The sequence below is a fragment of the Mesorhizobium sp. B1-1-5 genome (assembly GCF_006443065.1).
In the GTDB taxonomy this organism is placed as follows: domain Bacteria; phylum Pseudomonadota; class Alphaproteobacteria; order Rhizobiales; family Rhizobiaceae; genus Mesorhizobium.
On record NZ_VFWS01000075.1, the window covers coordinates 1 to 24,155 of the forward strand.

Annotated in this window: 23 protein-coding genes and 1 other RNA gene; 14 read left to right on the forward strand and 10 right to left on the reverse strand. The window is 63.5% G+C overall.

Annotated features, from left to right (window positions below; all coding sequences use genetic code 11):
• Positions 1–259: 259 nt before the first annotated feature.
• From recR to ffs, 5 genes are all read right to left on the reverse strand, one after another.
• Complete coding sequence (gene recR, locus FJ980_RS20430) at positions 260–865, reverse strand: recombination mediator RecR (protein ID WP_140545598.1); 606 nt, start codon at positions 863–865, stop codon at positions 260–262.
• A 201-nt stretch (positions 866–1,066) separates the two neighbouring features.
• Positions 1,067–2,053: a cell wall hydrolase gene (locus FJ980_RS20435; RefSeq protein ID WP_140545599.1), complete on the reverse strand. Its 987-nt coding sequence runs from the start codon at positions 2,051–2,053 to the stop codon at positions 1,067–1,069.
• Positions 2,054–2,270: 217 nt separating this feature from the next.
• Positions 2,271–2,594 carry a YbaB/EbfC family nucleoid-associated protein gene (locus tag FJ980_RS20440; protein WP_095765991.1) on the reverse strand — a complete coding sequence of 108 codons (324 nt, stop codon included), beginning with the start codon at positions 2,592–2,594 and terminating at the stop codon, positions 2,271–2,273.
• A gap of 22 nt (positions 2,595–2,616) precedes the next feature.
• Positions 2,617–4,434, reverse strand: coding sequence for a DNA polymerase III subunit gamma/tau (locus tag FJ980_RS20445; protein ID WP_140545600.1), 1,818 nt, complete (start codon positions 4,432–4,434; stop codon positions 2,617–2,619).
• Positions 4,435–4,540: 106 nt separating this feature from the next.
• Positions 4,541–4,637, reverse strand: an RNA gene (ffs, locus tag FJ980_RS20450) — signal recognition particle sRNA small type.
• Between the two features lie 182 nt (positions 4,638–4,819).
• Between ffs and FJ980_RS20455 the strand changes: the two genes are divergently transcribed.
• The 5 genes from FJ980_RS20455 to FJ980_RS20475 all read left to right on the forward strand — a co-directional run bounded on the left by FJ980_RS20455 (position 4,820) and on the right by FJ980_RS20475 (position 7,377).
• Positions 4,820–5,239, forward strand: coding sequence for an HIT family protein (locus FJ980_RS20455; RefSeq protein WP_140545601.1), 420 nt, complete (start codon positions 4,820–4,822; stop codon positions 5,237–5,239).
• Between the two features lie 44 nt (positions 5,240–5,283).
• Positions 5,284–6,225, forward strand: coding sequence for an NAD(+) diphosphatase (gene nudC, locus FJ980_RS20460; protein WP_140545602.1), 942 nt, complete (start codon positions 5,284–5,286; stop codon positions 6,223–6,225).
• A gap of 10 nt (positions 6,226–6,235) precedes the next feature.
• Positions 6,236–6,541 carry a Dabb family protein gene (locus tag FJ980_RS20465; RefSeq protein ID WP_140545603.1) on the forward strand — a complete coding sequence of 102 codons (306 nt, stop codon included), beginning with the start codon at positions 6,236–6,238 and terminating at the stop codon, positions 6,539–6,541.
• A gap of 159 nt (positions 6,542–6,700) precedes the next feature.
• Complete coding sequence (locus FJ980_RS20470) at positions 6,701–6,952, forward strand: type II toxin-antitoxin system Phd/YefM family antitoxin (protein WP_140545604.1); 252 nt, start codon at positions 6,701–6,703, stop codon at positions 6,950–6,952.
• Positions 6,952–7,377: a type II toxin-antitoxin system VapC family toxin gene (locus tag FJ980_RS20475; protein WP_140545605.1), complete on the forward strand. Its 426-nt coding sequence runs from the start codon at positions 6,952–6,954 to the stop codon at positions 7,375–7,377. Before FJ980_RS20470 ends, FJ980_RS20475 begins: the two co-directional genes overlap by 1 nt.
• Positions 7,378–7,428: 51 nt before the next feature.
• Here the strand turns inward: FJ980_RS20475 and FJ980_RS20480 are convergent, their stop codons facing one another.
• Together FJ980_RS20480 and FJ980_RS20485 are read right to left on the reverse strand one after the other, a co-directional pair.
• Positions 7,429–8,292 (reverse strand): prephenate dehydratase, encoded by an 864-nt coding sequence (locus FJ980_RS20480; RefSeq protein ID WP_140545606.1) that lies wholly within the window; start codon positions 8,290–8,292, stop codon positions 7,429–7,431.
• A gap of 9 nt (positions 8,293–8,301) precedes the next feature.
• On the reverse strand, positions 8,302–9,030 hold the full coding sequence (locus FJ980_RS20485; protein ID WP_140545607.1) for a 3-deoxy-manno-octulosonate cytidylyltransferase: 729 nt from the start codon (positions 9,028–9,030) through the stop codon (positions 8,302–8,304).
• 192 nt (positions 9,031–9,222) lie between these two features.
• Between FJ980_RS20485 and FJ980_RS20490 the strand changes: the two genes are divergently transcribed.
• The 7 genes from FJ980_RS20490 (at position 9,223) to FJ980_RS20520 (ending at position 18,810) form a co-directional block, all read left to right on the forward strand.
• A complete protein-coding gene (locus tag FJ980_RS20490) occupies positions 9,223–9,921 on the forward strand; it encodes a cytochrome c family protein (protein WP_140545608.1) in 699 nt (232 codons plus the stop codon).
• 260 nt (positions 9,922–10,181) lie between these two features.
• Positions 10,182–12,062, forward strand: coding sequence for an extracellular solute-binding protein (locus FJ980_RS20495; protein ID WP_140545609.1), 1,881 nt, complete (start codon positions 10,182–10,184; stop codon positions 12,060–12,062).
• Positions 12,062–13,939: an extracellular solute-binding protein gene (locus FJ980_RS20500; protein WP_140545610.1), complete on the forward strand. Its 1,878-nt coding sequence runs from the start codon at positions 12,062–12,064 to the stop codon at positions 13,937–13,939. The genes FJ980_RS20495 and FJ980_RS20500 overlap by 1 nt, the downstream gene beginning before the upstream one ends.
• A 30-nt stretch (positions 13,940–13,969) precedes the next feature.
• On the forward strand, positions 13,970–15,064 hold the full coding sequence (locus FJ980_RS20505) for a microcin C ABC transporter permease YejB (protein ID WP_140545611.1): 1,095 nt from the start codon (positions 13,970–13,972) through the stop codon (positions 15,062–15,064).
• On the forward strand, positions 15,064–16,203 hold the full coding sequence (locus FJ980_RS20510; protein WP_140545612.1) for an ABC transporter permease: 1,140 nt from the start codon (positions 15,064–15,066) through the stop codon (positions 16,201–16,203). The genes FJ980_RS20505 and FJ980_RS20510 overlap by 1 nt, the downstream gene beginning before the upstream one ends.
• Positions 16,200–17,828 carry an ABC transporter ATP-binding protein gene (locus tag FJ980_RS20515; protein ID WP_140545613.1) on the forward strand — a complete coding sequence of 543 codons (1,629 nt, stop codon included), beginning with the start codon at positions 16,200–16,202 and terminating at the stop codon, positions 17,826–17,828. Before FJ980_RS20510 ends, FJ980_RS20515 begins: the two co-directional genes overlap by 4 nt.
• 40 nt (positions 17,829–17,868) lie before the next feature.
• Positions 17,869–18,810, forward strand: a complete 942-nt coding sequence (locus tag FJ980_RS20520) for a glyoxylate/hydroxypyruvate reductase A (RefSeq protein WP_140545614.1) — start codon at positions 17,869–17,871, stop codon at positions 18,808–18,810.
• Here FJ980_RS20520 and FJ980_RS20525 read toward each other — a convergent pair.
• The 3 genes from FJ980_RS20525 to FJ980_RS20535 all read right to left on the reverse strand — a co-directional run bounded on the left by FJ980_RS20525 (position 18,734) and on the right by FJ980_RS20535 (position 20,864).
• On the reverse strand, positions 18,734–19,336 hold the full coding sequence (locus tag FJ980_RS20525) for an AAA family ATPase (RefSeq protein ID WP_246676483.1): 603 nt from the start codon (positions 19,334–19,336) through the stop codon (positions 18,734–18,736). The two genes, FJ980_RS20520 and FJ980_RS20525, sit on opposite strands and share 77 nt — an antisense overlap.
• Positions 19,337–19,409: 73 nt before the next feature.
• Positions 19,410–19,784, reverse strand: a complete 375-nt coding sequence (locus FJ980_RS20530; RefSeq protein WP_140545615.1) for a hypothetical protein — start codon at positions 19,782–19,784, stop codon at positions 19,410–19,412.
• Between the two features lie 135 nt (positions 19,785–19,919).
• A complete protein-coding gene (locus FJ980_RS20535; protein WP_140545616.1) occupies positions 19,920–20,864 on the reverse strand; it encodes a methyltransferase domain-containing protein in 945 nt (314 codons plus the stop codon).
• Between the two features lie 110 nt (positions 20,865–20,974).
• Here FJ980_RS20535 and FJ980_RS20540 point away from each other — a divergent pair, with 110 nt between their 5' ends.
• Both FJ980_RS20540 and FJ980_RS20550 read left to right on the forward strand, forming a co-directional pair.
• Positions 20,975–21,985: a ligase-associated DNA damage response exonuclease gene (locus tag FJ980_RS20540; RefSeq protein WP_140545617.1), complete on the forward strand. Its 1,011-nt coding sequence runs from the start codon at positions 20,975–20,977 to the stop codon at positions 21,983–21,985.
• A gap of 232 nt (positions 21,986–22,217) precedes the next feature.
• Positions 22,218–23,819, forward strand: a complete 1,602-nt coding sequence (locus FJ980_RS20550; RefSeq protein WP_140545618.1) for a cisplatin damage response ATP-dependent DNA ligase — start codon at positions 22,218–22,220, stop codon at positions 23,817–23,819.
• The last annotated feature ends 336 nt before the right edge of the window (positions 23,820–24,155 follow it).

Here is a 24,155-nt window from a genome sequence, read left to right on the forward strand (position 1 = left end):
GCCGCGCTGTGACTGGAATGCGTCCTTCGAAGCCAGCGCGAGGCGCCCCCCTCTGTCCTGCCGGACATCTCCCCCTCAAGGGGGGAGATTGGCAGCTTCGCCCCCAGCGCTCTTCCTGCAAGGTTGGCGATTGGCGAAAGCCAACGCGACGGCCGATCTCCCCCCTAGAGGGGGAGATGTCCGGCAGGACAGAGGGGGGCGCCTCGCGCTGGCTTCGAAGGACGCATTCCAGTCACAGCGCGGCCCCTTTCCAATCCCCTCAAAACGCCGTCCTCGATCGCAGCGCCGCGGCCAGCGTGCCTTCGTCCAGGTAATCGAGCTCGCCGCCGACCGGCACGCCATGCGCGAGCCGCGTCACCTTCACATCGAAGCCCGATAACTGATCGGTCAAATAATGCGCCGTCGTCTGCCCCTCGACCGTGGCATTGACGGCGAGGATGACTTCCTTCACCTCGCCGCCGGCAACGCGGTCGACCAGCGAGCGGATGTTGAGCTGATCCGGACCGATACCGTCGAGCGGCGACAGCGTGCCGCCGAGCACGTGGTAGCGCACGTTCATCGCCGCCGCGCGCTCCAGCGCCCAGAGGTCCGAGACGTCTTCGACGACGATCAGCGTGCCGGCGTCGCGGCGTGGGTCGGTGCAGATCATGCAAGGATCGGCAGTATCGACATTGCCGCAGGTCGAGCAGATGCGCACCTTCTCGACCGCTTCGCTCATGGCGGCAGCCAAGGGCTCGAGCAGCTGTTCCTTCTTCTTGATGAGATGAAGCGCTGCGCGCCTGGCCGAGCGCGGCCCTAGCCCCGGCACCTTGGCCAGGAGCTGGATCAGGCGTTCGATTTCCGGACCGGCGATTCTCTTCGACATCGCCCTGATCTAGAGCAATTCCAGGAAAAGTGCGAAGCGGTTTTCCGTCCGGAATTGCGTGCAAGCGAAAAGATGGATCAGTTCGCCGCTTCTTGAAACGGTGGATTGATCCAGGATTTTTCAGAGCGGTTTGGAACAGCCAGCAAGGGCACGATGCCCGCCATGCTGCCATGGCGGGCCTCGTATTGGATGAAATCGGGCTCAGTTGGCTTCGAGCGGCCGATCCTGGCTGGCGATCATCGCGCCGATGGCGTCGGTATTCTCGGGCGTCGACTGGAAGCCCATCGACGCTTCCTGCGGCGCGCTGGGCACCGAAGAGACGTAGCGGCCCTTGAGCGTGCCGCCGAAACGCGAGGCGTCCGGCTCGGCCATCGGCTCCTGCATCGCCACGACCGTCGGCTTCTGCGCCAGACGGCCGGACTTGGCAGAAGGTGCAACGGAAGCCGTCACATAGGTCTGTTCGGCGGAAGCGTCTTCGGTCCGCGCGGCCGCAGCCAAGGCGGCCTGCTTCGCCGGGTCCGGACGGACGATCGTCCTGACGATCGGCTCGGCGGAAGCCACGAGCACCGGAGCGGCGGCCGCGGGCTGCTGCCGGCCAGACTTCTGCTGGTCGCCCACGTTCATGGCGACCATCGGCTCGTCCGGCAGCGGCTGCCAGTTGCGGCCGCGCTTCTCATAGAAGGCGTTGCCGCCGGCAACCATGGTGTAATGCATGTTCTTGTAGGGGAAACGCAGGCCGGCGGTGTGGAAATACATCGTGTTCTTGAGCTTGGCCTTGCGTTCGCCTCTCAGCACCGCCTCGGCCGCCTCCTCGACATCCGGCAGGGCCTTCGAGTTCATCGGCCGAGTCATGACGCCCGGAGCAAACTGGCCCGGCTCGCCGACAACCTGACAGATGGTGTTGCCGTGCTGGCCCGAGCGAAGCCGGTTCATGACGACCGTGCCGACCGCGATCATGCCGTCGCGGCTCGACCTATTGGACTCGAAGAACATTGCCCTTTGCAAGCATTCCTTGTCCTTCAGTGAGTGGCCGGAGGAACGCGTGAGGAAGCTCGGCGTAAGGGCATCGGTCAGACCCGACACCGACATGCCATGGGAGGAAGTGGTCTGGCTGCAACCGGCCAGGAGCAAGGGGGAAGTGACGATGCCGATAAGCAGCAGCGGCGTCTTCCATCGCGTCGCGATCACCAAAAAAGCCTCATGTCCAGATGCCAGCCCGCCCCGAGATGTGGCAAGAATGAGACTCTTTCAGGCAAAAAGATGGCTAGAGGGTTAGCAACTTCTGGACTTGGGTAAAACTTTATGAATGCCGCGAAATGTGCCCGTGAGCATTGCCGGCAAAATAGTTAATATTGCAGCCAGGACTCAATTTCCATTCATAATCAATTAACTGGCGGACACCGCCTCAGAACGGCAATTTCATTCCGGGCGGAATCGGCAGACCCGCCGTCAACGCCTTGGTCTTCTCCTGCATGATCTGCTCGACCTTATTTTTGGCGTCATTGTGGGCGGCCAGAATGAGGTCCTCCAGGATCTCTGCTTCGTCCGCCTTGATCAAAGACGGATCGATCTTCAGCGTCTTCATTTCGAACTTGCCGGTCAGAGTGATGCTGACCAGACCGCCGCCGGCCTGGCCGGTGGCTTCAAGCGTGGCGATCTCGTCCTGCATGGCCTGGAACTTGGCCTGCATTTCCTTCGCCTTGCCCATCAGGCCGAGAAGATCTTTCATCGGTTGGTCCTCTAAAAATGTTTCAGGTCTCGTCGTCATCGGCCGCCGGCTCGACCGGCAGGTCGGCCTCGGCCTCTTCCACGTCCGGCACGTCCGGGATGCGCACGTCAATGATCTTGGCGCCAGGAAAACGGGCGAGAATGGCCGCGACGGTGGGATCGCTCTTGGCGTCGGAGAAGGCGTTCTCGCGCTTCGTCGTCTCCATCTCGGCCAATGTCTGGCCGCCCTCCTCCTTCGACAGCGACACAAGCCAGTTGCGGCCGGTCCAGGCGCGCAGCTTGGCGGTGAGGTCGTTGAGCAGCATCTTGGGCGCGTCGTCGGTCAAGGTGACGTCGAGCCGGCCGGGCTCGATGCGAACCGGCCGCACGCAGCGTTTGAGCAGCACCTTGAAGGCCATGTCGCGATTGGCGTCGGCCAGCGCAACGATGTCGGCCAGTGTCTTCACCGGAACGACAGGCGCCTCGGCGACCGGCTCCGGCGCAGGAACGAAGGTCTCCGGCACAGGCTGCGCCTCGACCAGCCGCATCGTCTGCGCGCCGCCGGGGGAAGCTGGCATCCGCGCCTGCGCCACGGCGCTTGCGCCGCCGCCATTGCCGGGCCCCGCGGGTGCTCCGTTGACGCGCGGCGCGGCATTCGACTGCGGGGCCGCGCCTTCCAGCGATTTCAGCGCCTCGTCCAGCGTCGGCAGGTCGGCGGCATGCGCCAGGCGGATCAACACCATCTCGCCGGCGCTGACCGGGCGGTTGGAGGACTGCACCTCGGGAATACCCTTGAGCAGCATCTGCCAGGTCCGCGACAGCACGCGCACCGAAAGCGTGCCGGCGAATTCGGCGCCGCGCCGGCGCTCGTCCTCGGAAAGCGAAGCATCGTCGGCTGCCGCCGGCACGAAGCGCAGCCGGGTGACGAGGTGGTTGAACTCGGCAAGATCGGTAAGCACGGCGGCCGGATCGGCGCCGGTGTCGTATTGCGCGCGGAATTCGGCCAAGGCCGCCGCGACATCGCCCTTCATGACGTGCTCGAACAGATCGATGATGCGGGCGCGGTCGGCAAGGCCGAGCATGGCTCGCACCGCCTCGGCGCTGACCGTGCCGCTGCCATGGGCGATCGCCTGGTCGAGGATGGAGAGCGAATCGCGCGCCGAGCCTTCGGCGGCCCGCGCGATCATTGCCAGGGCCTCGTCGTCGACGGTAATGCCTTCCTTGGCCGCGATCGAGGACAGATGCCCGACAAGCGCGCCGGCATCGATGCGACGGAGATCGAAGCGCTGGCAACGCGACAGGACCGTGATCGGAACCTTGCGTATCTCGGTGGTGGCGAAGATGAATTTGACGTGCGGCGGCGGCTCTTCCAGCGTCTTCAGCAGGCCGTTGAAGGCCTGGGTGGAGAGCATGTGCACTTCGTCGATGATGTAGACCTTGTAGCGCGCCGAGACCGGTGCGTAGCGCACCCGGTCGATGATGTCCCTGATGTCGTCGATGCCGGTATGGGAGGCGGCGTCCATCTCGATGACGTCGACATGGCGGCCTTCCATGATCGCCTGGCAATGCTCGCCGAGGATCGAAAGGTCGACGGAGGGCTGGTCGACGGTCGCGGTTTTGTAGTTCAGGGCCCGCGCCAGGATGCGCGCGGTCGTCGTCTTGCCGACACCGCGCACGCCGGTCAGCATCCAGGCCTGGGCGATGCGGCCGGTGGCAAAGGCGTTGGTCAGCGTGCGAACCATCGGCTCCTGGCCGATCAGCTCGGAGAAATTCGAAGGGCGATATTTGCGCGCCAGGACGCGATAAGCAGCGGCCTTGCCAGTCTCCAGGCTTTGTGGCCCCAAATTTCCGGCTTCGCTCATTCGCCGTCAAAAGCTCCCAGGACCGCGACGGAAGGCGGCCGATTCCTGCGCATAGTCTCACCCGCACGGCTTGGCGCCGTCAATGTCGCGGGAGAAAGGCGAAGAGGTGGGAGGCTGGAACAATGACCCGTTCCGGGCTCGTTAGGGCTGCTTCCTTCCGGACCTGACCCGGTTGGCGAGTGGATCGTCCACCACCAACCTCCCGCGCTCCATATCGGCAATTCGGCAGCGAAATGCAAGGGCCGAGCCGGAACCCGCAACCGCATCGAAGGCGGAAAGTCCTTCAAATCGATAATGGGGGTCAATGAATCCCTTGCAGCCACCCTGCCGCCGCTCTAGCGTTCCTGGTTTGGAAAATGCTTACAACAAAGCGAAGGAAACGCTCATGCTGCCGGGCCTCGAGGCCGGATTCACGCTGGACGCCCGGCTGGAGGCGGACAGCGAGCAGCTTATGTGGCTTGGCGTTTGCGAACTCAGGCTGATGAACGACCGCCGCTGGCCATGGCTGGTTCTGGTGCCGCAGCGGCCGGGCGTGGAGGAAATTCACGACCTTACGCCGCTCGACCAGGCGATGCTAACCTTCGAGACCAACATGGTGGCGCAGGCGCTGAAGCGGGTGACCGGATGCACCAAGATCAACACCGGCGCGCTCGGCAATATCGTGCGTCAGCTGCATGTCCACGTCGTCGCCCGCTCGGAGGGCGATCCCGGCTGGCCGGGGCCGGTCTGGGGCTATGGCATACGCGAGCCTTACCAGCGCTCCGACATCAGGCGGTTTGCCGAAACGATCAAGGCGGCGCTATAAGCTGACCAGTGTCCATTCCGCACATCGAGCCCACCTGAGTCTCCATGAGCTTTCGCCTGTTCGACGCGCCCTTGCGCGAGCCCAGCCAATTCGTCGGTTTCGCCGGCAACCGGATCGATCGGCAGTCCGAGAACCGCGCCGATGATGCGGTCGAAAAAGCCCTGGCCGACCAGGCCGCGCGACTGATGTTGATGCATGCCGGCCGGCTCTATCTCAAGCTCGAGGATGGCACGTTCGACCCCTGGTTCAGGACGGATGAGAGTGGAGCTTTCGAAGCCGCACTCGATCGCGGCGTGCTGCTCGGCTTCTCCGACAGCGGGCCGGTGCTGGCCGTGCCCGCCGGCATCGAGCCGGAAAAGCTGCCCGAGACGATCAAGGCGATCGACTATCGTTCCGTCTATATGCAAGGGCTGGTCGACGAGGCGGCGGCCGGCGCGCTGGCGCAAGGCGCGGCGCTGCTTGCCTGGCACGTAAGCCATGCCTTCTGCTCGAAATGCGGCAGCCGCTCGGAGATGCGCGCCGGCGGCTACCGGCGCCATTGCCCTGCCTGCGGCACCGACCATTTCCCGCGCACCGACCCGGTGGCAATCATGCTGACGGCGACGCGCGAAAAATGCATCCTGGGGCGAGGCAAGCATTTCGCGCCCGGCATGTATTCGGCACTTGCCGGCTTCATCGAGCCGGGCGAGACAATCGAGGCGGCGGTACGGCGCGAGACCCTCGAAGAGGCCGGCATCCGGCTCGGCCGCGTCGTCTACCATGCCAGCCAACCTTGGCCGTTCCCTTATTCGCTGATGATCGGCTGCTTCGGCGAGCCGCTCAACGAGGATATCCAGGCCGACCTCAACGAGCTTGAGGATTGCCGCTGGTTCTTCCGCGACGAGGTGCGCACCATGCTGGACAGGCAGCATGCCGACGGCCTGATTACACCGCCGAAAGGGGCAATCGCCCATCACCTCATCCGCGCCTGGGTCGACAGCGAATAGGAGACGAGACATGATCCGCCATACCGTCGTGTTCACGCTGAAACATCCGCCGCAATCGCTGGAGACAAAGCGCTTCCTGCACGATGCGAAGAAGATCCTGACCGGGATCAAGGGCGTCTCGCATTTCGAGCAGTTGCGGCAGGTGAGCCCGAAGAACGACTACCAGTTCGGCTTCTCGATGGAATTCGCCGACCAGGCGGCCTACACGCGCTACAACGAGCATCCCGACCATGTCGCGTTCGTGCGCGACCGCTGGGTGCCCGAGGTCGAGAAGTTCATGGAGATCGACTACGTGCCGTTGAGTGCGGTAATCTAAGCGCAGCCGTGGTAAACAAGGTGAGCCGCCTGGCGCACTCCTAGCACGGGACACAACCAATCACGCACTTGCGATGGGTTTGCCATCCGTTCGTCCACCTTGCAATTTCTGCTCAAACGCATTAGATGTGGTTACGTAACCACATTTGGTGAAATTGATATGATCACCACGCTTTCGGGTCGCGAACTCAATCAGGATCTTGGCCGCGCAAAACGCGCTGCCAAGAACGGTCCGGTGATCATCACCGACAGAGGGCGGCCAGTGCATGTCCTCATGTCGTTCGATGAATATAAACGGCTCACCGGCAAAACGCGGTCGCTCGGTGACATGCTGGCTGCCCCGAGGGCAGGTGACTTTGACCTGCCGCTGCCGCCTCGCACGGAACGCGCCCAGCCGGTAGACCTTTCCTAATGCTGTTGCTCGATACCAATGTCGTATCCGAATTGCGAAAAGTATCGAGCGGAAGGGCGCATCCCAATGTCGTGCTCTGGAACGAAACCGTCGATCCTGCCGAAACCTTCATTTCGGCCGTGGTTCTGCACGAGCTGGAGATTGGCGTAAGACTGGTGGAACGCCATGATGCCGTTGCTGGCAAAGCATTGCGCAATTGGTTGGAAAATGCGGTTCTCACAACATTCTCCGGTCGAATCCTGCCGCTGGACGAGGCAGCCGCCGTTCAGGCGGCACAATGGCATGTGCCCAATCCCAAACCGATCAATGACGCCTATATCGCGGCCACGGCCTTCACCCAGCGGATGACGCTGGTGACGCGCAACATTGGCGATTTCGAGGGAATGGGAGTAACGCTGGTAAATCCATGGGACGACCAAGCGTAGGCCTCAACTCATCGTTTCGTGCATGTCTTTGCCCCGACAGGGGGACACGCCTTAATCCGCTACCTTCCACTGCTCGCGCGAGGCGCTGGCCGGATAGACGCCGAGGATGCGCATCTCGCGCGAGAAGAAGCGCAGCTCGTCGAGCGCCAGCTTGACCAGCGGGTCGTCCGGATGGCCCTCGATGTCGGCGTAGAACAGCGTCGCGGTGAAGGCTCCTAGCTGGTAGCTCTCGAGCTTGGTCATGTTGATGCCGTTGGTGGCGAAGCCGCCCATGGCCTTATAGAGCGCGGCCGGCACGTTGCGGACACGGAAGATGAAGGTCGTCATCATCTTGGCGTCCGGCGCGGGGCGCTCCACCCATTGCTTGTTCTTGGTCAGCACGACGAAGCGGGTGACGTTGGAATCGGTGTCCTCGACATTCTTCTCAATGATGTCGAGCCCATAGAGCTCGGCCGCTAGAGCCGGCGCCAGCGAGGCCATGGTGCGGTCCTTCACCTCCGATACCATCTTGGCCGAACCCGCCGTGTCGCCCGCGATCACCGGCTTCCAGCCGTTCTTGCGGATATATTTGCGGCACTGGCCGAGCGCGTGGATATGGCTGTGGACGGTCTTGATCTCGTCGCGCTTCACGCCCGGCAGCACCATCAGCTGGAAGTGGATCGGCAGGAAATATTCGCCGACGATGTGCAGCTTCGATTCCGGCAAGAGGTGGTGGATGTCGGCGACGCGTCCGGCGATCGTGTTCTCGATCGGAATCATGGCGAGCTCGGCCTTGCCGGTCTCGACCGCGTTGAAGGCATCCTCGAAGGTCGGGCACGGCAACGGCTCCATCGACGGGAACATGTTGCGGCAGGCCGTGTCGGAATTGGCGCCGGGCTCGCCCTGAAAGGAAATTCTGTTGGTCTTGTCAGCCATGCCGATATCTCAATTTGAAAGGATCTGTCTTGCCCGCTCAAGATCATGCGGCGTATCGACGCCGAGCGGCACGGAATGGACGATCTCGGCGTCGATGCGCATGCCGGCTTCCAGCGCGCGCAGCTGCTCCAGCCGCTCGCGACGCTCCAGCGGCGAGGGCTTCAACGCGACGAAGCGTTCCAGCGCGGCGCGGCGATACGCGTAGAGGCCGATGTGATGGTAGAGCGGCCCCTCGCCCCAGGGCGCGGTGGCTCGGGTGAAATAGAGGGCTCGCAACCGTGTCGCCGACAGCGGCGAGCCGACGATCTTGACCACGTTCTGGTTGGTCTTTTCCTCGTCGCGCACGATCTCGACGCCGAGCGTGGCGATATCGACCGATTTGTCCTCAAACGGCCGCAGCGACGCGCCGATGATCTCGGGGTCGATGGTCGGCAGGTCGCCCTGAACGTTGACGATCGTTTCCACCTGCTTTTCGGGGTCGATGGCCGCTAGCGCCTCGAAGATGCGGTCGGAGCCCGATTCGTGATCCGTGCGGGTCATGACAGCCTCGAAACCATGCGCCCGGACGGCCTGCGCGACCGCTTCCGTGTCGGTCGCCACCACCACGCGGCCAAGCCCGGCCTCGGCCCCGCGCCGGGCGACATGGACGATCATCGGCACGCCCGCAATATCGGCCAGCGGCTTGCCCGGCAGGCGCGTCGAGGCCATGCGGGCGGGGATCAGGATCAAGGTCGACATCGGATTTCAGGGCGGCCGAAAAAAGCGGATGGAAAGTGGCAAAAGGTCTCACTGGAAGCGCCCTTATAGGTGTTGCAACGCCAGAGCAAAAGACCTAGTTTCCGCGCGGTTTGACTGGCCTTTCAGGGCAGTTCGCGATACCGACGGACGGAGTGGACGGGACGGTCCGCCGGAAAAGGGAGCAAGGGGCGCATGGATTCCAACGAAGTCAACAAGCTGCTCGGCGGATTTCTTGGAACCTGCTTCATCGTCTTTTCCATAGGCCTCGTCTCGGACGGACTGTTCGCCTCGCCGACGCCCGAAAAGCCCGGCTTCGCCATCGAAGCGCAGGAACCGACCGAAGGCGGTCCGGCTGCTCCCGCGGCGGAAGCCAAGCCGATCGCCGACCTGCTCGCCACCGCCAATGCAGAGGCGGGCGCCGCGATCTTCAAGAAATGCCAGGCCTGCCATTCCGGCGAGAAGGGCGGCCCGAACAAGGTCGGTCCGGATCTTTGGGACATCGTCGACCGTCCCGTCGCCGAGCATGAGGGCTTCGCCTATTCGGCCGGCATGAAGGATTTCTCCAAGGGCGGCCAGGAGCACTGGACGTACGACAATCTCAACCACTTCATCACGTCGCCGAAGAAGTTCGTGAAGGGCACGGCGATGGGCTTCGCCGGCCTGCCGAAGGATGAAGACCGCGCCAATGTGATCGCCTATCTGCGCACGCTGTCGGACAATCCGAAGCCGCTGCCGCAGCCGGGCGCTTCGGCGGAAGCCAAGCCGGCGGAAGGCGCCGCACCCGCGAAGCCGGCGGAAGGTGCCGCACCCGCGAAGCCCGCGGAAGGTGCTGCGCCGGCCAAGCCGGCCGAGGGAACCGCTCCGGCCAAGCCCGCCGCGCCCGCTCAATAAACAATTTGTCATAGAGACTTCCTTGGAAAAGCCGGGTTCGTCCCGGCTTTTCTGTTAGGAAAGCTGCATGGACCGCGACAAAGGCGGCACTTGCGGTTTCCACCCGCGTCAAATGATCTAGATTGCGGATGGGCAGAGCAATTCCAGGACAGCGCGGGAACCGGATTTTCCGTGCGGAATTGCGTCGAAACAAAGCGATAGAGCGGTTGTCGTTTCCGGGAAACGATGAACCGCTCTGGAGTTCGCGACGAGGAGAACGCATGAAGGTTGGCCGTTTCCGCACGCTTTTCGCATCGGCGCTCGCTTTCGCCTTCGCCGCCAGCCTCCAGGCCAGCTTCGCCGATGAATGGCACACGACCTCCTCGCTGGTCGGACCTTCAAAATACGGCGACAATTTCCAGCGCTACGACTACGTCAATCCGGACGCACCAAAGGGCGGAACCTACAACTCCGTGGTTACCGGCACCTTCGACAGCTTCAATCCCTACATCGTGCAAGGATCGCCGGCCTCCGGCTTCGCGCAGTTCGGCGGCGGCCTGCTTTACGACACGCTGATGGAGCAGGCTACCGACGAGGGCGACACTTACCACGCGCTGATCGCGGAGGCCTATAAATACCCGTCGGACTATTCGTCGGTCACTTACCGGCTCAACCCTCACGCGAAATGGCATGACGGCCAGCCTATCACCGTCGACGACGTGGTCTGGTCGTTCCAGGTGCTCAAGACAAACAGCCCTATGTACAACCGCTATTTTGAGAACGTGACCGAGGCGGTCGCGGTCTCGAACCGTGAGGTTGAGTTCCATTTCAACCAGAAGGGCAACCGCGAATTGCCCAAGATCATCGGCGACCTCGTCGTGCTGCCGAAGCACTGGTGGGAAGGCACCGATGCCAGCGGCAAGAAGCGCGACATCACCAGACCGACGCTGGAGCCGCCGCTGGGCTCTGCCGCCTACAAGATCGCCAGCTTCAAGCCGGGAACCGAGATCGTCTGGCAGCGCGTGCCCGATTATTGGGGCGCCAAGTTGCCTGTGAAGATGGGCCGCGAGAATTTCGATACCCAACGCTTCACCTATATCCTCGACGACAACGCCTCCTGGCAGGCCTTCACCAAGGGCGGGCTCGACGACATCAAGCCGGAAAACAGCTCGCGGCGCTGGGCGACGGCCTACAACTTCCCGGCGGTCAGCGCCGGCGACGTGGTCAAGAAGGAATTCAAGACGACGTCACCCGAGCCGATGCAGGCTTTCGTGCTCAACCAACGACGGCCGCTGTTCCAGGACCGGCTGGTGCGTGCCGCGCTGACCTATCCCTTCGACTTCGAAACGATGAACCGCACGCTGTTCTACAATTCGAACACGCGCACCCATAGCTATTTCCAGGGCACGGAGTTGGCGTCGAGTGGACTGCCGCAGGGCAAGGAGCTGGAAATCCTCGAAAAATACCGCGACAAGCTCCCGCCCGAGTTGTTCACGCAAGAGTTCAAGCTGCCGGTCTACGATTCGCCGCAGGCGGAACGGAAATACCTGAAGCAGGCGGTCGACCTGTTCGCCCAAGCTGGCTGGGTGATCAAGGGCGGCAAAATGGTGAACGCCAAGACCGGCGCGCCCGTCAAATTCGAGATCCTCGGCTGGAACGACACCGACCAGGTCATCGCTAGCCCCTGGATAGCCAATCTGCGCAAGATCGGCGTCGATGCGACGCTGCGGATCATCGACCAGACGCAGTACATCAACCGCGTCAACAATTTCGATTACGACGTCGTCACCAGCATACTCCAGCAATCCGGATCGCCTGGGAACGAGCAGCGCGACTTCTGGAGCTCGAAGGCGGCGGATACGCCGGGATCGCGCAACTATGCCGGCATCAAGAACCCGGTCGTCGACGCGCTGGTTGACCGCATCATCTTCGCAACCGACCGCGATGATCTCGTCGCTAGTACCCACGCGCTCGATCGGGTGCTGCTGTGGAACTACTATACCGTGCCGCAATACTACCGCGCGGTGGTTTGGCTCGCCTACTGGAACAAATTCGGCATGCCGGATAAGCAGCCCAGCTACCGGGGCGCCGATATCGATTCCTGGTGGATCGATCCTGCGAGGGAAAAGGCGCTGGCCGCCAAGTACAAAGGCGTCAATTGATGCGGTGGCGGCTTCTGCTTCCTCGCCGCGACTTCCTGGCGCTCGGCGCCGCAGCCACGGCCGCCGCGTTGCTGCCCGGCCGAGCCTTTGCCGATACCCCGACCGGCGACAAGCTGCATGGCTTGTCGGCCTTCGGCGACCTCAAATACAAGCCCGACTTCACGCATTTCGACTATGTCAATGTCGATGCGCCGCAAGGCGGCACCTTCAACTTCTCGCCGCCCAACTGGGGCGCCAACCAGAGCCCGCAGACCTTCAACACACTGAATTCGTTCGTCCCCAAGGGCGATTCCCCGCAGCGCATGGAAATGTGCTTCGATTCCTTGATGGTGCGGGCGCTCGACGAGCCGGACACGGTCTATGGACTGATCGCCGACGGTGTCACGATTTCCGACGACCGCAACACCTTCACCTTCTCGCTGCGCCCGCAGGCGCGCTTCCATGACGGCACGCCGCTCACCGCCGACGATGTTGCCTTCACCTTCAAGCTCCTGAAAGATAAAGGGCATCCGGATTACGCGTTGTCACTGACGCATCTGGAAGATGCCGTGGCGAGGGACGCTCACACCGTCGAGCTCAAATTCTCCGGCAAGCAATCGGCCCGCACCATCCTCAACGTCGTCGGGTTCCCTATCCTTTCGAAGGCATTCTTTACGGCCAACCCGTTCGATTCCTCGCAGCTCAATCCGCCGCTCGGCTCAAGCGCCTACAAGGTCGGGCGCTGGTCGGCGGGCGCTTGGATCGAATATGAGCGGGTGGCCGACTATTGGGGCAACGACCTGCCCGTCAACCGCGGCCTGAACAATTTCGGGCGCATCCGCATCGAATTCTACCAGGATCGCACGGCCGGGTTCGAGGCCTTCAAGAAGGGCGAGATCCTCTACCGCGAGGAATTCACGTCGCGCGTCTGGGCGACGGCCTACGATTTTCCGGCCTTCACCGCCGGCAAGGTGATCAAGCATGAGTTCCCGGCTGAAACCACGCCTTCCATGCAGGCCACCGCGGTCAACCAGCGGCGTGAGCAGTTCAAGGATCCACGCGTGCGGCAAGCGATCGCGCTCTGCTTCGATTTCGAATGGACACGGCGCAACTTCTTTTATGGTTCCTATGAGCGCTCGCAATCCTGCTTCGAGAAATCCGACTTCCGCGCCTCGGGCATGCCGACGCCGCAGGAGCTGGCGCTGCTCGAGCCGCTGCGTGACCAGCTGCCGGCGGAGACATTCGGCGAAGCGGTGACGCAGCCGCCGTCCGACGGTTCAGGGCGGGACCGCAAGCAACTGAGCGCGGCACTGAAATTGCTCGCTCAGGCCGGCTGGAAACGCTCCGGTGACTTCGTGGTCAACGACAAGGGCGGGCGGCTAGCCGCCGAATTCCTGGTCGACGACGAGACCTTCGTGCAGGTCTATTCGCCCTGGGTCGCCAACATGAAGGCCATCGGCATCGATGCCTCGATCCGCCTGGCGGATTCGGCGCAGTACCAGCTCAGGCAATCGACATTCGATTTCGACCTGCTCTCGGCCGCCTTCAATTTCAGCGCCACGCCGACCCGCGACGATCTGGAAATTTTCTTCCACTCGCGCAGCGCCGCCGTATCGGGCTCGCGCAACCTGTCGGGCGTTGCAAGCCCCGCAGTCGATGCGCTGATCGATGCCGTCGGCGCCGCCAAGGATCGTGAAAGCCTGACCACCTCCATGCGCGCGTTGGACCGGGCCTTGCGCGCGCGGCGCGATTGGATTCCAAGTTGGTATCTGGCGAATCACCGAAGCGCCTATTGGGACATGTTCGGCTTCCCCGAACAGAAACCCGATTTCGGCTTTCCGGTCGAGGCGCTGTGGTGGTTCGACAAGGGCAAGGCGGCAAAGATTGGCAAAGCCTGACATCACTGTTCGCGCGGGGCCCGTCGCCTGATGGGCGCCTATATCCTGCGCCGCATTCTTCTGATGATCCCGACGCTGTTCGGCATCATGGCGATCTCCTTCGCGGTCATCCAGTTCGCGCCGGGCGGGCCGGTCGAGCAGGTGATCGCCCGGCTGACCAACCAGGGCGGCAACGACCGGCTCGGCAGCGGTGGCGGCGACGCCGGCGGCGGCAATTTCGACGTGGCCGGCGATGTCGGCTCGAAATATCGCGGCGCGCAGGGGCTCGATCCCGAATTCATCAAGAAGCTGGAAAAGCAGTTCGGCTTCGACAAGCCGCCGCTCGAGCGCTTCGGCATGATGCTGTGGAACTATATCCGCTTCGATTTCGGCGACAGCTATTTCCGCGATATCTCGGTGCTGAACCTGATCCTGGAGAAGATGCCCGTCTCCATCTCCATCGGCCTGTGGATCACGCTTTTATCCTACCTGATCTCGATCCCGCTCGGCATCCGCAAGGCGGTGAAGGACGGCTCGACCTTCGACGTGTGGACGAGCGGCGTCGTCATCGTCGGCTATGCCATTCCCGGCTTCCTGTTCGGCATCATGCTCATGGTGCTGTTCGCAGGCGGTTCGTTCTGGGACTGGTTTCCGCTGCGCGGCATCGTTTCGGACAATTGGGATCAGCTGTCCTGGCCGGGCAAGATCGCCGATTATTTCTGGCACATGACGCTACCGCTGACGGCGCTCGTGCTGTCGGCTTTCGCGACGACCACCCTGCTCACCAAGAACTCCTTCCTCGAAGAAATCCGCAAGCAATATGTGGTGACGGCGCGCGCCAAGGGGCTGTCGGAGCACAAGGTGCTCTACGGCCACGTCTTCCGCAATGCCATGCTGATCGTCATCGCCGGTTTTCCCGGCGCCTTCATCTCGGCCTTCTTCACCGGCTCGCTGCTGATCGAGAACATCTTCTCGCTCGACGGCCTCGGCCTGCTCGGCTTCAAGTCGGTGATCGACCGCGACTATCCGGTGGTGTTCGCCACGCTTTACATCTTCTCGCTGCTTGGCCTGTTTGTCGGTCTTCTGTCCGATCTGATCTACACCTGGGTCGATCCGCGCATCGACTTCGAGCGGAGAGACATCTGATGGCCGAGGCCGCGATCGAAAGCGCGCCGACGCGGCCTCGCAGGCCATTTCTGTCGCCGCTCAACCAGCGGCGGTTGCAGAATTTCAAGGCCAACCGGCGCGGCTACTGGTCGCTCTGGATCTTCCTGTTGCTGTTCGTGCTGTCGCTGTTTTCCGAGCTGATCGCCAACGACAAGCCGATCGTCGCCTCCTACAAGGGCGAGATCCTGTTTCCGGTTCTGGTCGCCTATCCGGAGGAGAAGTTCGGCGGTTTCTACGCCGTCACCGACTATCGCGATCCGGTGATCCAGGACGAGATCAATTCCAACGGCTGGATGATCTGGCCGCCGGTCCGCTACTCCTACCAGACGGTCAACAACGCCATTCCGGAACCGGCGCCGGCAAAGCCGTCCTGGCTTTACGACAAGAAGACGCGCTGCAGCCAGTATCCGCAAGGCGAGGCCGACGCCAACTGCACCGTCGGCAACTGGAACTGGCTGGGCACGGACGACCAGGCCCGCGACGTGCTGGCGCGCGTGCTCTACGGCTTCCGCATCTCGGTTCTGTTCGGCCTGATCCTGACGCTCGGCTCGTCGCTGATCGGCGTCGCGGCCGGCGCGGTGCAAGGCTATTTCGGCGGCTGGACCGACCTCCTCTTCCAGCGTTTCATCGAGATCTGGTCGGCGATCCCGGTGCTCTATCTGCTGCTCATCATCTCGGCCATCCTGCCGCCCGGCTTCTTCATCCTGCTCGGCCTGATGCTGCTGTTTTCATGGGTGGCGCTGGTCGGCGTGGTGCGGGCCGAATTCCTGCGCGCGCGCAACTTCGAATATGTCAACGCGGCGCGCGCGCTCGGCGTGCCCAACCTCACTATTATGTTCCGCCACCTGCTGCCGAACGCCATGGTGGCGACGCTGACCTTCCTGCCCTTCCTGCTCTCTGGTTCGATCTCGACGCTGACCTCGCTCGACTATCTCGGCTTCGGCCTGCCGCCGGGCTCGGCCTCGCTCGGCGAATTGCTGAAACAGGCGCAGCGCAACCTCAACGCCCCCTGGCTCGGCATCTCCGGCTTCATCGTAATCTCGCTGATGCTGTCCCTGCTGGTCTTCATCGGCGAGGCGACGCGCGACGCCTTCGATCCGCGCAAGACGTTCAAATGAGCCAAGCCCTCCTTTCCGTCCAAGACCTGAGCGTCGCCTTCGCGCAAGGCGGCAACCAGTCCGTGGCCGTCGATCACATCTCATTCGACATCGCCAAGGGCGAGACGCTGGCCCTGGTGGGCGAATCCGGCTCGGGCAAATCGGTCTCGGCGCTGTCGGTGCTGAAGCTCCTGCCCTATCCCGCCGCCAGCCATCCGTCGGGCAGGATCCTGTTCAGCGGGGCCAACCTGCTCGCCATGGACGAGAAGGCGTTGCGCGGGGTGCGCGGCAACAAGATCACCATGATCTTCCAGGAGCCGATGACCTCGCTCAACCCGCTGCACACGATCGAGCAGCAGATCGTCGAGGTGCTGCAACTGCATCAGGGCCTGCGTGATCAAGCCGCCCGCGCGCGCACGCTGGAGCTGCTCACCGAGGTCGGCATCCGCGATCCGCAGAAACGCCTCGACGCCTATCCGCACCAGCTCTCCGGCGGCCAGCGCCAGCGCGTCATGATCGCCATGGCTCTGGCCAACGAGCCGGAGCTCTTGATCGCCGACGAGCCGACGACCGCGCTCGACGTCACAGTGCAGGCGCAGATCCTGGAACTGCTGGCGGAGCTCAAAGCCCGCAAGGGCATGTCGCTCCTGTTCATCACGCATGATCTCGGCATCGTGCGCAGGATCGCCGACCGCGTCTGCGTCATGACGAAGGGCAAGATCGTGGAGAGCGGCCCGACCAGGGAAATCTTCGCCAATCCGCGGCATGACTATACAAAGCATCTGCTCGCGGCCGAGCCGAAGGGCAAGCCGCCCACAACCGACCCGGGCGCCAAATCCGTCATGACCGGCAAGGACATCAAGGTCTGGTTCCCGATCAAGAAAGGCTTCTTCCGGACCACGGTCGACCATGTGAAGGCCGTGGACGGCATCGACGTCACGGTGCGGGCCGGCCAGACCCTTGGCGTCGTCGGCGAATCCGGCTCGGGCAAGACGACGCTGGGCCTGGCGCTCGCGCGGATGATCTCCTCGACCGGCACGATCAATTTCAACGGACGCGACATCAACCAGCTCTCCTTCGGCGCCATGCGGCCGCTGCGGCGCGAATTGCAGATCGTCTTCCAGGATCCGTTCGGATCGCTCAGCCCGCGCCTGTCGGTCTCCGAGATCATCGAGGAAGGGCTGAAGATCCACGAGCCGAAACTGTCGGCCGACCAGCGCGACGACAAGGTGGTCGCCGTGCTGAAGGAGGTCGGCCTCGATCCCGAAACGCGCCACCGCTACCCGCACGAATTCTCCGGCGGTCAGCGCCAGCGCGTCGCTATCGCCCGCGCCATGGTGCTCAACCCGCGCTTCGTCATGCTCGACGAGCCGACCTCCGCGCTCGACATGAGCGTGCAGGCGCAGGTGGTCGACCTTTTGCGCAGCCTGCAGGCCAAGCACAATCTCGCCTATCTCTTCATCAGCCACGACCTCAAGGTCGTCCGCGCCCTTGCCAATGACGTCGTCGTCATGCGCAATGGCCGGATCGTCGAGGCGGGACCTTCCGAGCAGATTTTCAGCAGCCCGCAAACCGATTATACGCGGGCGCTGATGGCGGCGGCCTTCAAGATCGAGACCGCGCCGACCGGCGTGGTCAGCGAGTAGCCGGTTCCGCACCGGCGAAACAGGGAAGAAAAATCCGAGAATGGAAAAAGGCAAAATCCTGCTTGCCCTCACCGGCATCCACCCGCAGCGCTGGCATGAGCTGCTCTCGGCCGAGCGCGAGGTCGTGCTGGAGCCGAACGGCGCCGACGATCCGTCGATCACCTATGCAGTGGTGTGGAAGCAGAAGCCCAACCTTCTCAAGTCGCTGCCCAATCTGCGCGCCATCTTCTCGATCGGCGCCGGTGTCGACCATGTCTTTGCCGATCCCGGCCTGCCCGACGTGCCGATCGTCAAGATCGTCGCCGACAATCTTACCCAGCACATGGTCGAATATGTTGTCTGGCGCGTGCTCGACCACCATCGCCAGGCCTCGCTTTACCGGGCCCAGCAGCAAAAGAAGATCTGGCACGAGCCGCCGCAACGGGTAGCCGGCGACGTCTCCGTCGGTATCATGGGGCTTGGCAGTCTTGGCCGCGCCGCGGCTTCGGCGTTGTTGTCTCTCGGCTTCGCCGTCAACGGATGGTCGCGCAGCGAGCGGCCGATGACGGGCGTTTCGACCTATGCCGGCGAGGCGGGGCTGATCCCCTTCCTCAATGCCACTGACATCCTCGTCGTGCTCTTGCCGCTCACGCCGCAGACCCAGGGCATCGTCAATTACGGACTGCTCAAGGAATTGCGCCGGCGCAATGGGCTTGGCGGCGCGGTGCTGATCAATGCCGGGCGCGGACGGCTGCAGAAGGACGCCGACATTTTGCGCGCGCTGGATGACGGCATGCTGAAGGAAGCGAGCCTCGACGTATTCGAGGTCGAACCGCTGCCGAAGACCAGTCCGTTATGGAGCCATCCGAAAGTGTTCGTCACGCCGCATGCGGCGGCGACGTCGGACCCGGCGCATCTGGTGCCGATCATGCTTCGCCAGATGGCCGCCTTCGAGCGCGGCGAGAACCTCGAGAACCTGGTCGACCGCAAGGCGGGGTATTAGTCGGAGTCAAAGCCCATTCTCGGAAGCACTGTTTGATCGCCCGCAGCGACGACAAGTGCAGCTTCGGCAGATCGAGCGCTTCGAACATCGCCCGGTATTTCCTGCGGTTTCGCGGCGTGGTGACGGCGATGTGGTGGATCATGTCCCATTTGACGCTGTCGCGCCCGCCTTCCAGAGCGCCGAGTCTGTCCTTCTCGAACAGCGTTCGCCGAAAGTACCGCAAAAGACTTGCGGGGGTGGAGATATCCAGCAGGATCAAGCCTGTCGCCCGCCGAAGGCGCTGCGGCATGCAAACCGAATAGTTCCCGTCCATCACCCAGCGCTCGCCGGTTATCGCAGCGTCGTGCAGGGCAATGAATTCGGCCCTCGGGCGCTGCTCCCAATCCGTGTTGGGCAGATGAAAGAGCTGATCGAGGTGAACGGCTTCCAGGCCGCGCTTGCGCGCTATAGCGTCGGCAAGGGTGGACTTGCCGCTGTTGGACGGGCCCAGGATGCAGATGCGGTCGCCGAGGTCTGAGAGGTTCATCGGGCGGTCTCAGGCGCGATCAAACGCTCGTCGGTCCAGCCGAGCGTTAAACGGAATATCGAATATCGGACACTCAGGAAGGCTTCGAGCCGGGCAGCCCGGACGTCTCCTTCTTCTTCGGCTTGCCGCAGTCGCGGCGTTCGATCGAGCGGTTCATGGCGTCGATCTCGCCGCTCGCCTTGTTGCTGGCGCGCTGCGCCTTGGAGCGCACATCCGGCATGAACGGGCCGAAGCCCATCGCCGGATTGGAGAAGCCCGGCTTGGCGGTGACGGGCAGATTGTTCTGCCGCGCCAGTTGATTGCGCTGCGCCAGCAACTGATCGCAAGGCACATCATCATATTGCAATGAGGATTGGACATCCTCGTCCTGACGCTCGGCCATCGACGTGCCGCCGACACAACCGGCGACCGTCAGGCAAGACGCCAACGCAACCATGGTCCAGCGCATGGATATCTCCCTAGGGCAATTCCAGGAAAAGTGCGTCGTGGTTTTCCGTCCGGAATTGCGCAAAACAAAAGACTCGGTATCCGCCCCGCGCAACCCGGACCATGCCATTCAGGCTTTTTCGCAGCAAGGTCGACCTCATGCCATTGCCGGATTTCCCACCTCGGCGGCTGCCGCGGGGGCGCCAGCCACAATGGCCAGTCCCTCGACCGGGTCATGCCGGTCGTGCCGGATAACCATGCTTTCCAGCGACAGGACCGCAAGCCCGCTGGCGCAAAGCACGCGCCGCGCATAGGCTTCTGAATGGGCATAACGCCGTGATGGCAAAAGGGCGAAATCGCCGCCACCGGCAAGCGTCTCGAGCGAAAAGGCGAACAGGCCGCCATCGGCAAGTATGTTCGCGACCGCGCCGACGATGCGTTCGAGCGCGCCCAGATAGATGAACACGTCGGCCGCGACCACGAGGTCGGCCTTGGCGCCTGTGCAAGAGAAATGCTGGAGGTCGGCCTTGGCGAGCCGGTCGTAGATACCCTTGGCCTTCGCCTTGTTTAGCATGCCGGCCGAGATGTCGTAGCCCTCCAGCCGGTCGACGAACGGGCGCAACCTCTCGCCCATCAGGCCGGTGCCGCAGCCGAGGTCGAGGGCCAGCCCAAACCGGCCGGGCCTTGCCTTGCGGATGGCGCGCCCGAGAAAATCCGGCAGCCCGTAGCCGAGCTTCCCGACAAGCGAATCCTCGAAACTGTCGGCATAGTGATCGAACAGGGTCTCGACAAAGGCGCTGGGTGGCGCCGCGGCGGCCGGCGCCTTGCCGATCAGTTGAAGCTTGAGCGCGGCGCCGAGGCGGTCCGCGGGCTCCAGCTTCAGCGCCATGGCCCAGGCCTGGGCGGCCTCGTCGGGTAGGCCGGCCGCTTCCTGCATCTCGCCGAGGCGAAACCAGCCGGCCGCCCATTGCGGCGCCAGTTCCAGCGCGCCGAGCAGAAGCTCGGCCGCCTGCGCCGGCTCACCCGAGGCGAGCAGCATCTCGGCGAAATCGGCGCGACGGTCGGCGTTCAAATCGCCCGACGAGGCCTGGAGCGGTTTCATCTTTTGAAGAATCCCACCGGCGAGGCGGAGCCGGCAAGGGGCTGTAGGATGAGTCAGCAGTCTCTTGCAACAGGCTTCCCGGGGCAAATTTAGCCACTATGTTCAAAGCCATGCGCGCCAGCGACCTGCTCAAGCCCCGGCCCGAGGGCCTCTACTGCCCGCCCGGCGATTTCTTCATCGATCCGGTGCGGCCCGTCGGGCGGGCGCTGATCACGCATGGCCATTCCGACCATGCGCGCTCCGGCCACCGCTCGGTGCTGGCCACGCAAGAGACGCTCGACATCATGGGGCTGCGTTACGGCGAGGATTTCGCCGGAACCACGCAGGCGGCCGCTCTCGGCCAGACAATCGACATCAACGGCGTCGCCGTCACCTTCCATCCGGCCGGGCATGTGCTGGGCTCGGCCCAGATCTGCGTCGAGCATGGAGGCATGCGCATCGTCGCCTCCGGCGACTACAAGCGGCAGAAGGACGCCACCTGCCTGCCGTTCGAGCCTATCCGATGCGATGTCTTCATCACCGAAGCGACCTTCGGCCTGCCGGTGTTTCGCCATCCGCCGGACCAGGACGAGATCGCGCGCGTGCTCAAATCGGCGGCGCAATTTCCCGAACGCTCGCATCTGATCGGCGCCTATGCGCTCGGCAAGGCGCAGCGCGTGATGCGGCTGTTGCGCGACGCCGGCTACGACAGGCCGATCTATATCCATGGCGCGCTGGCGAAGCTCAGCGAATATTATCAGAGCCAAGGCATCGATCTCGGCAAGCTCGAGCCGGGGACGGTGGAAAGCCGCGGCAAGGCCGATTTCGCCGGCGCGATCGTCGTCGGCCCGCCGTCGGCCTTCGCCGACCGCTGGGCGCGGCGTTTTCCCGACCCGATCTCCTGCTTCGCCTCGGGCTGGATGCGCATCCGCCAGCGCGCCAAGCAAGGCGGCGTCGAGCTGCCGCTGATCATCTCCGACCACGCCGATTGGGACGAGCTGATCATCACGATCAAGGAAACCGGCGCGGAGGAAATCTGGGTCACGCATGGTCGCGAGGAGGCGCTGGTGCGCTGGTGCGAGCTGGAGGGCATCGCAGCGCGGCCGCTGCATCTCGTGGGCTATGAGGACGAGGGCGATTGATGGAACATCGTTCGCTAATCGCCATGGCAGCGCTCTACGGCCCCCCTCTCTGTCCTGCCGGACATCTCCCCCTCAAGGGGGGAGATCAGACGTCACGTCGACTTTCGCCAATCTCCGACGCTCCTGGGGAAGAGCCGGCAGCGCAACTGCTGATCTCCCCCCTAGAGGGGGAGATGGCCGGCAGGCCAGAGGGGGGCGCCTCGCGCCGGCTTTCGTCATTGGCGTGCCGGCCATGAACCGCTTCGCCGAGCTTCTTGACCGTCTCGTGCTGACGCCGTCGCGCAACGGCAAGCTGACGCTGCTGACCGACTATTTCCGCAGCGTCGAGGATCCCGATCGCGGGCTGGCGCTGGCGGCGATCACCGGCGATCTCTCGATCGCGGCGGTGAAGCCGGCAATGCTGCGCACACTGGTGGTCGAGCGCATGGACCCGGTGCTGTTCGGCTATTCCTACGACTATGTCGGCGACCTCGCCGAGACCGTGTCGCTGGTCTGGCCGCAACCACAAGGGCACATCCCCAATCATGCGCCGACGCTTGCCGAGGTGGTCGGCAGACTGCAGGCGGCGAGCCGTTCCGACGGGCCGAAGGTTCTGTCACGGCTGCTCGACGATGCCAGCATCTCGGCGCGCTTCGCCATCATCAAGCTGGTCACCGGGGGCTTGCGCATCGGCGTGTCGGCGCGGCTTGCCAAGCAGGCGCTGGCCGACCTCGGCCAAGTCGACGTCGCCGAGATCGAGGAGCTCTGGCATGGGCTGGCGCCGCCTTACACCGAGCTGTTCGCTTGGCTCGAGGGCCGGGCAGAGAAACCGACCAGTGCCGCGCTCGCCCTGTTCCGGCCGGTGATGCTGTCCAATGCCGTCGACGACGGCGACCTCGAAAAGCTCGACCCGGCCGATTATGCGGCGGAATGGAAGTGGGACGGCATCCGCGTGCAGGCGGTGTGCGAAGGCGGTGTGCGCCGGCTCTATTCGCGCACCGGCGACGACGTGTCGGGCGCCTTCCCGGACCTTGCCGCGGCGATGAACTTCGAAGCGACGCTCGACGGCGAGCTGCTGGTCGGGGATCCGCGCGAGGCGACCGGAACCTTTTCCGACCTGCAGCAGCGGCTGAACCGCAAGAGCGTGTCGCCAAAGATCCAGCAGCAATATCCGGCCTTCATGCGCTGCTACGACGCGCTGCAGATCGACGGCGATGACCTGCGCGCGCTGCCCTTCGCCGAGCGCCGCAAGCGGCTCGAGGCTTTCCTCAAAACTCCCGACCCGAGCCGCTTCGATCTCTCGCCGCTGGTCGCGTTTTCCGACTGGGAGACGCTGGAGCGGCTGCGCCAGGCGCCGCCGCATCCGATCATCGAAGGGGTGATGCTGAAGCGCTGGGATTCGCCCTATCTTGCAGGCCGGCCGAAAGGCCCGTGGTTCAAGTGGAAGCGCGACCCGCACACCATCGACGCGGTGCTGATGTATGCGCAGCGCGGCCACGGCAAGCGTTCCAGCTTCTATTCCGACTACACGTTCGGCGTCTGGTCCGGCCCCGAGGGATCGGAAGAGCTGGTGCCGGTCGGCAAGGCCTATTTCGGCTTCACCGACGAGGAGCTGAGAGAGATCGACAAATATGTGCGCGACAACACGATCGAGCGTTTCGGGCCGGTGCGCTCGGTGCGCGCCGACCGCAGGAACGGCCTGGTGCTGGAGGTGGCGTTCGAAGGCCTCAACCGCTCGACCCGCCACAAATCGGGCGTCGCGATGCGCTTTCCCCGCATCTCACGGCTGCGTTGGGACAAGCCGGCGGCGGAGGCGGATCGGATAGAGACGCTGCAGGCGCTGCTGGACGGTTAGTTCCCTGACACAGGATTTTGAAAGGTTGCCGTTTGTCTTGGTGCAAGATTTTCCGTTCATTTTCCGTGAAATCAGCGCAAACGCCGGGGATTGGTTGAAGCTGCCCCAACCTCGTCATTCTATGGCGGAGCAAGGAGCGAAGCGACGCGCGCAAACCATAGAATCCTGTGACTTGGAAGCGCCGCCACGGTGCAGAATTTTGCTCCGTTGCACGCCTTGGCGAAGGTAACGGCATGGATTCCAGGGTCTTCGCGGCGGAGCTTCGCTCCTGCTTCGCCCTAGAATGACGATCGCGATGGGCGTTTCGGCCAATCTGCAACGCATGCCACCTACCAA

What these genes read in the sequence shown, in the direction of transcription:
- recR (WP_140545598.1), bottom strand. Translation starts at nt 865, where the DNA reads ATGTCGAAGAGAATCGCCGGTCCGGAAATCGAACGCCTGATCCAGCTC.
- FJ980_RS20440 (WP_095765991.1), bottom strand. Translation starts at nt 2,594, where the DNA reads ATGAAAGATCTTCTCGGCCTGATGGGCAAGGCGAAGGAAATGCAGGCC.
- FJ980_RS20445 (WP_140545600.1), bottom strand. Translation starts at nt 4,434, where the DNA reads ATGAGCGAAGCCGGAAATTTGGGGCCACAAAGCCTGGAGACTGGCAAG.
- FJ980_RS20455 (WP_140545601.1), top strand. Translation starts at nt 4,820, where the DNA reads ATGCTGCCGGGCCTCGAGGCCGGATTCACGCTGGACGCCCGGCTGGAG.
- nudC (WP_140545602.1), top strand. Translation starts at nt 5,284, where the DNA reads ATGAGCTTTCGCCTGTTCGACGCGCCCTTGCGCGAGCCCAGCCAATTC.
- FJ980_RS20465 (WP_140545603.1), top strand. Translation starts at nt 6,236, where the DNA reads ATGATCCGCCATACCGTCGTGTTCACGCTGAAACATCCGCCGCAATCG.
- FJ980_RS20470 (WP_140545604.1), top strand. Translation starts at nt 6,701, where the DNA reads ATGATCACCACGCTTTCGGGTCGCGAACTCAATCAGGATCTTGGCCGC.
- FJ980_RS20475 (WP_140545605.1), top strand. Translation starts at nt 6,952, where the DNA reads ATGCTGTTGCTCGATACCAATGTCGTATCCGAATTGCGAAAAGTATCG.
- FJ980_RS20480 (WP_140545606.1), bottom strand. Translation starts at nt 8,292, where the DNA reads ATGGCTGACAAGACCAACAGAATTTCCTTTCAGGGCGAGCCCGGCGCC.
- FJ980_RS20485 (WP_140545607.1), bottom strand. Translation starts at nt 9,030, where the DNA reads ATGTCGACCTTGATCCTGATCCCCGCCCGCATGGCCTCGACGCGCCTG.
- FJ980_RS20490 (WP_140545608.1), top strand. Translation starts at nt 9,223, where the DNA reads ATGGATTCCAACGAAGTCAACAAGCTGCTCGGCGGATTTCTTGGAACC.
- FJ980_RS20495 (WP_140545609.1), top strand. Translation starts at nt 10,182, where the DNA reads ATGAAGGTTGGCCGTTTCCGCACGCTTTTCGCATCGGCGCTCGCTTTC.
- FJ980_RS20500 (WP_140545610.1), top strand. Translation starts at nt 12,062, where the DNA reads ATGCGGTGGCGGCTTCTGCTTCCTCGCCGCGACTTCCTGGCGCTCGGC.
- FJ980_RS20505 (WP_140545611.1), top strand. Translation starts at nt 13,970, where the DNA reads ATGGGCGCCTATATCCTGCGCCGCATTCTTCTGATGATCCCGACGCTG.
- FJ980_RS20510 (WP_140545612.1), top strand. Translation starts at nt 15,064, where the DNA reads ATGGCCGAGGCCGCGATCGAAAGCGCGCCGACGCGGCCTCGCAGGCCA.
- FJ980_RS20515 (WP_140545613.1), top strand. Translation starts at nt 16,200, where the DNA reads ATGAGCCAAGCCCTCCTTTCCGTCCAAGACCTGAGCGTCGCCTTCGCG.
- FJ980_RS20520 (WP_140545614.1), top strand. Translation starts at nt 17,869, where the DNA reads ATGGAAAAAGGCAAAATCCTGCTTGCCCTCACCGGCATCCACCCGCAG.
- FJ980_RS20525 (WP_246676483.1), bottom strand. Translation starts at nt 19,336, where the DNA reads ATGAACCTCTCAGACCTCGGCGACCGCATCTGCATCCTGGGCCCGTCC.
- FJ980_RS20530 (WP_140545615.1), bottom strand. Translation starts at nt 19,784, where the DNA reads ATGCGCTGGACCATGGTTGCGTTGGCGTCTTGCCTGACGGTCGCCGGT.
- FJ980_RS20535 (WP_140545616.1), bottom strand. Translation starts at nt 20,864, where the DNA reads ATGAAACCGCTCCAGGCCTCGTCGGGCGATTTGAACGCCGACCGTCGC.
- FJ980_RS20540 (WP_140545617.1), top strand. Translation starts at nt 20,975, where the DNA reads ATGCGCGCCAGCGACCTGCTCAAGCCCCGGCCCGAGGGCCTCTACTGC.
- FJ980_RS20550 (WP_140545618.1), top strand. Translation starts at nt 22,218, where the DNA reads ATGAACCGCTTCGCCGAGCTTCTTGACCGTCTCGTGCTGACGCCGTCG.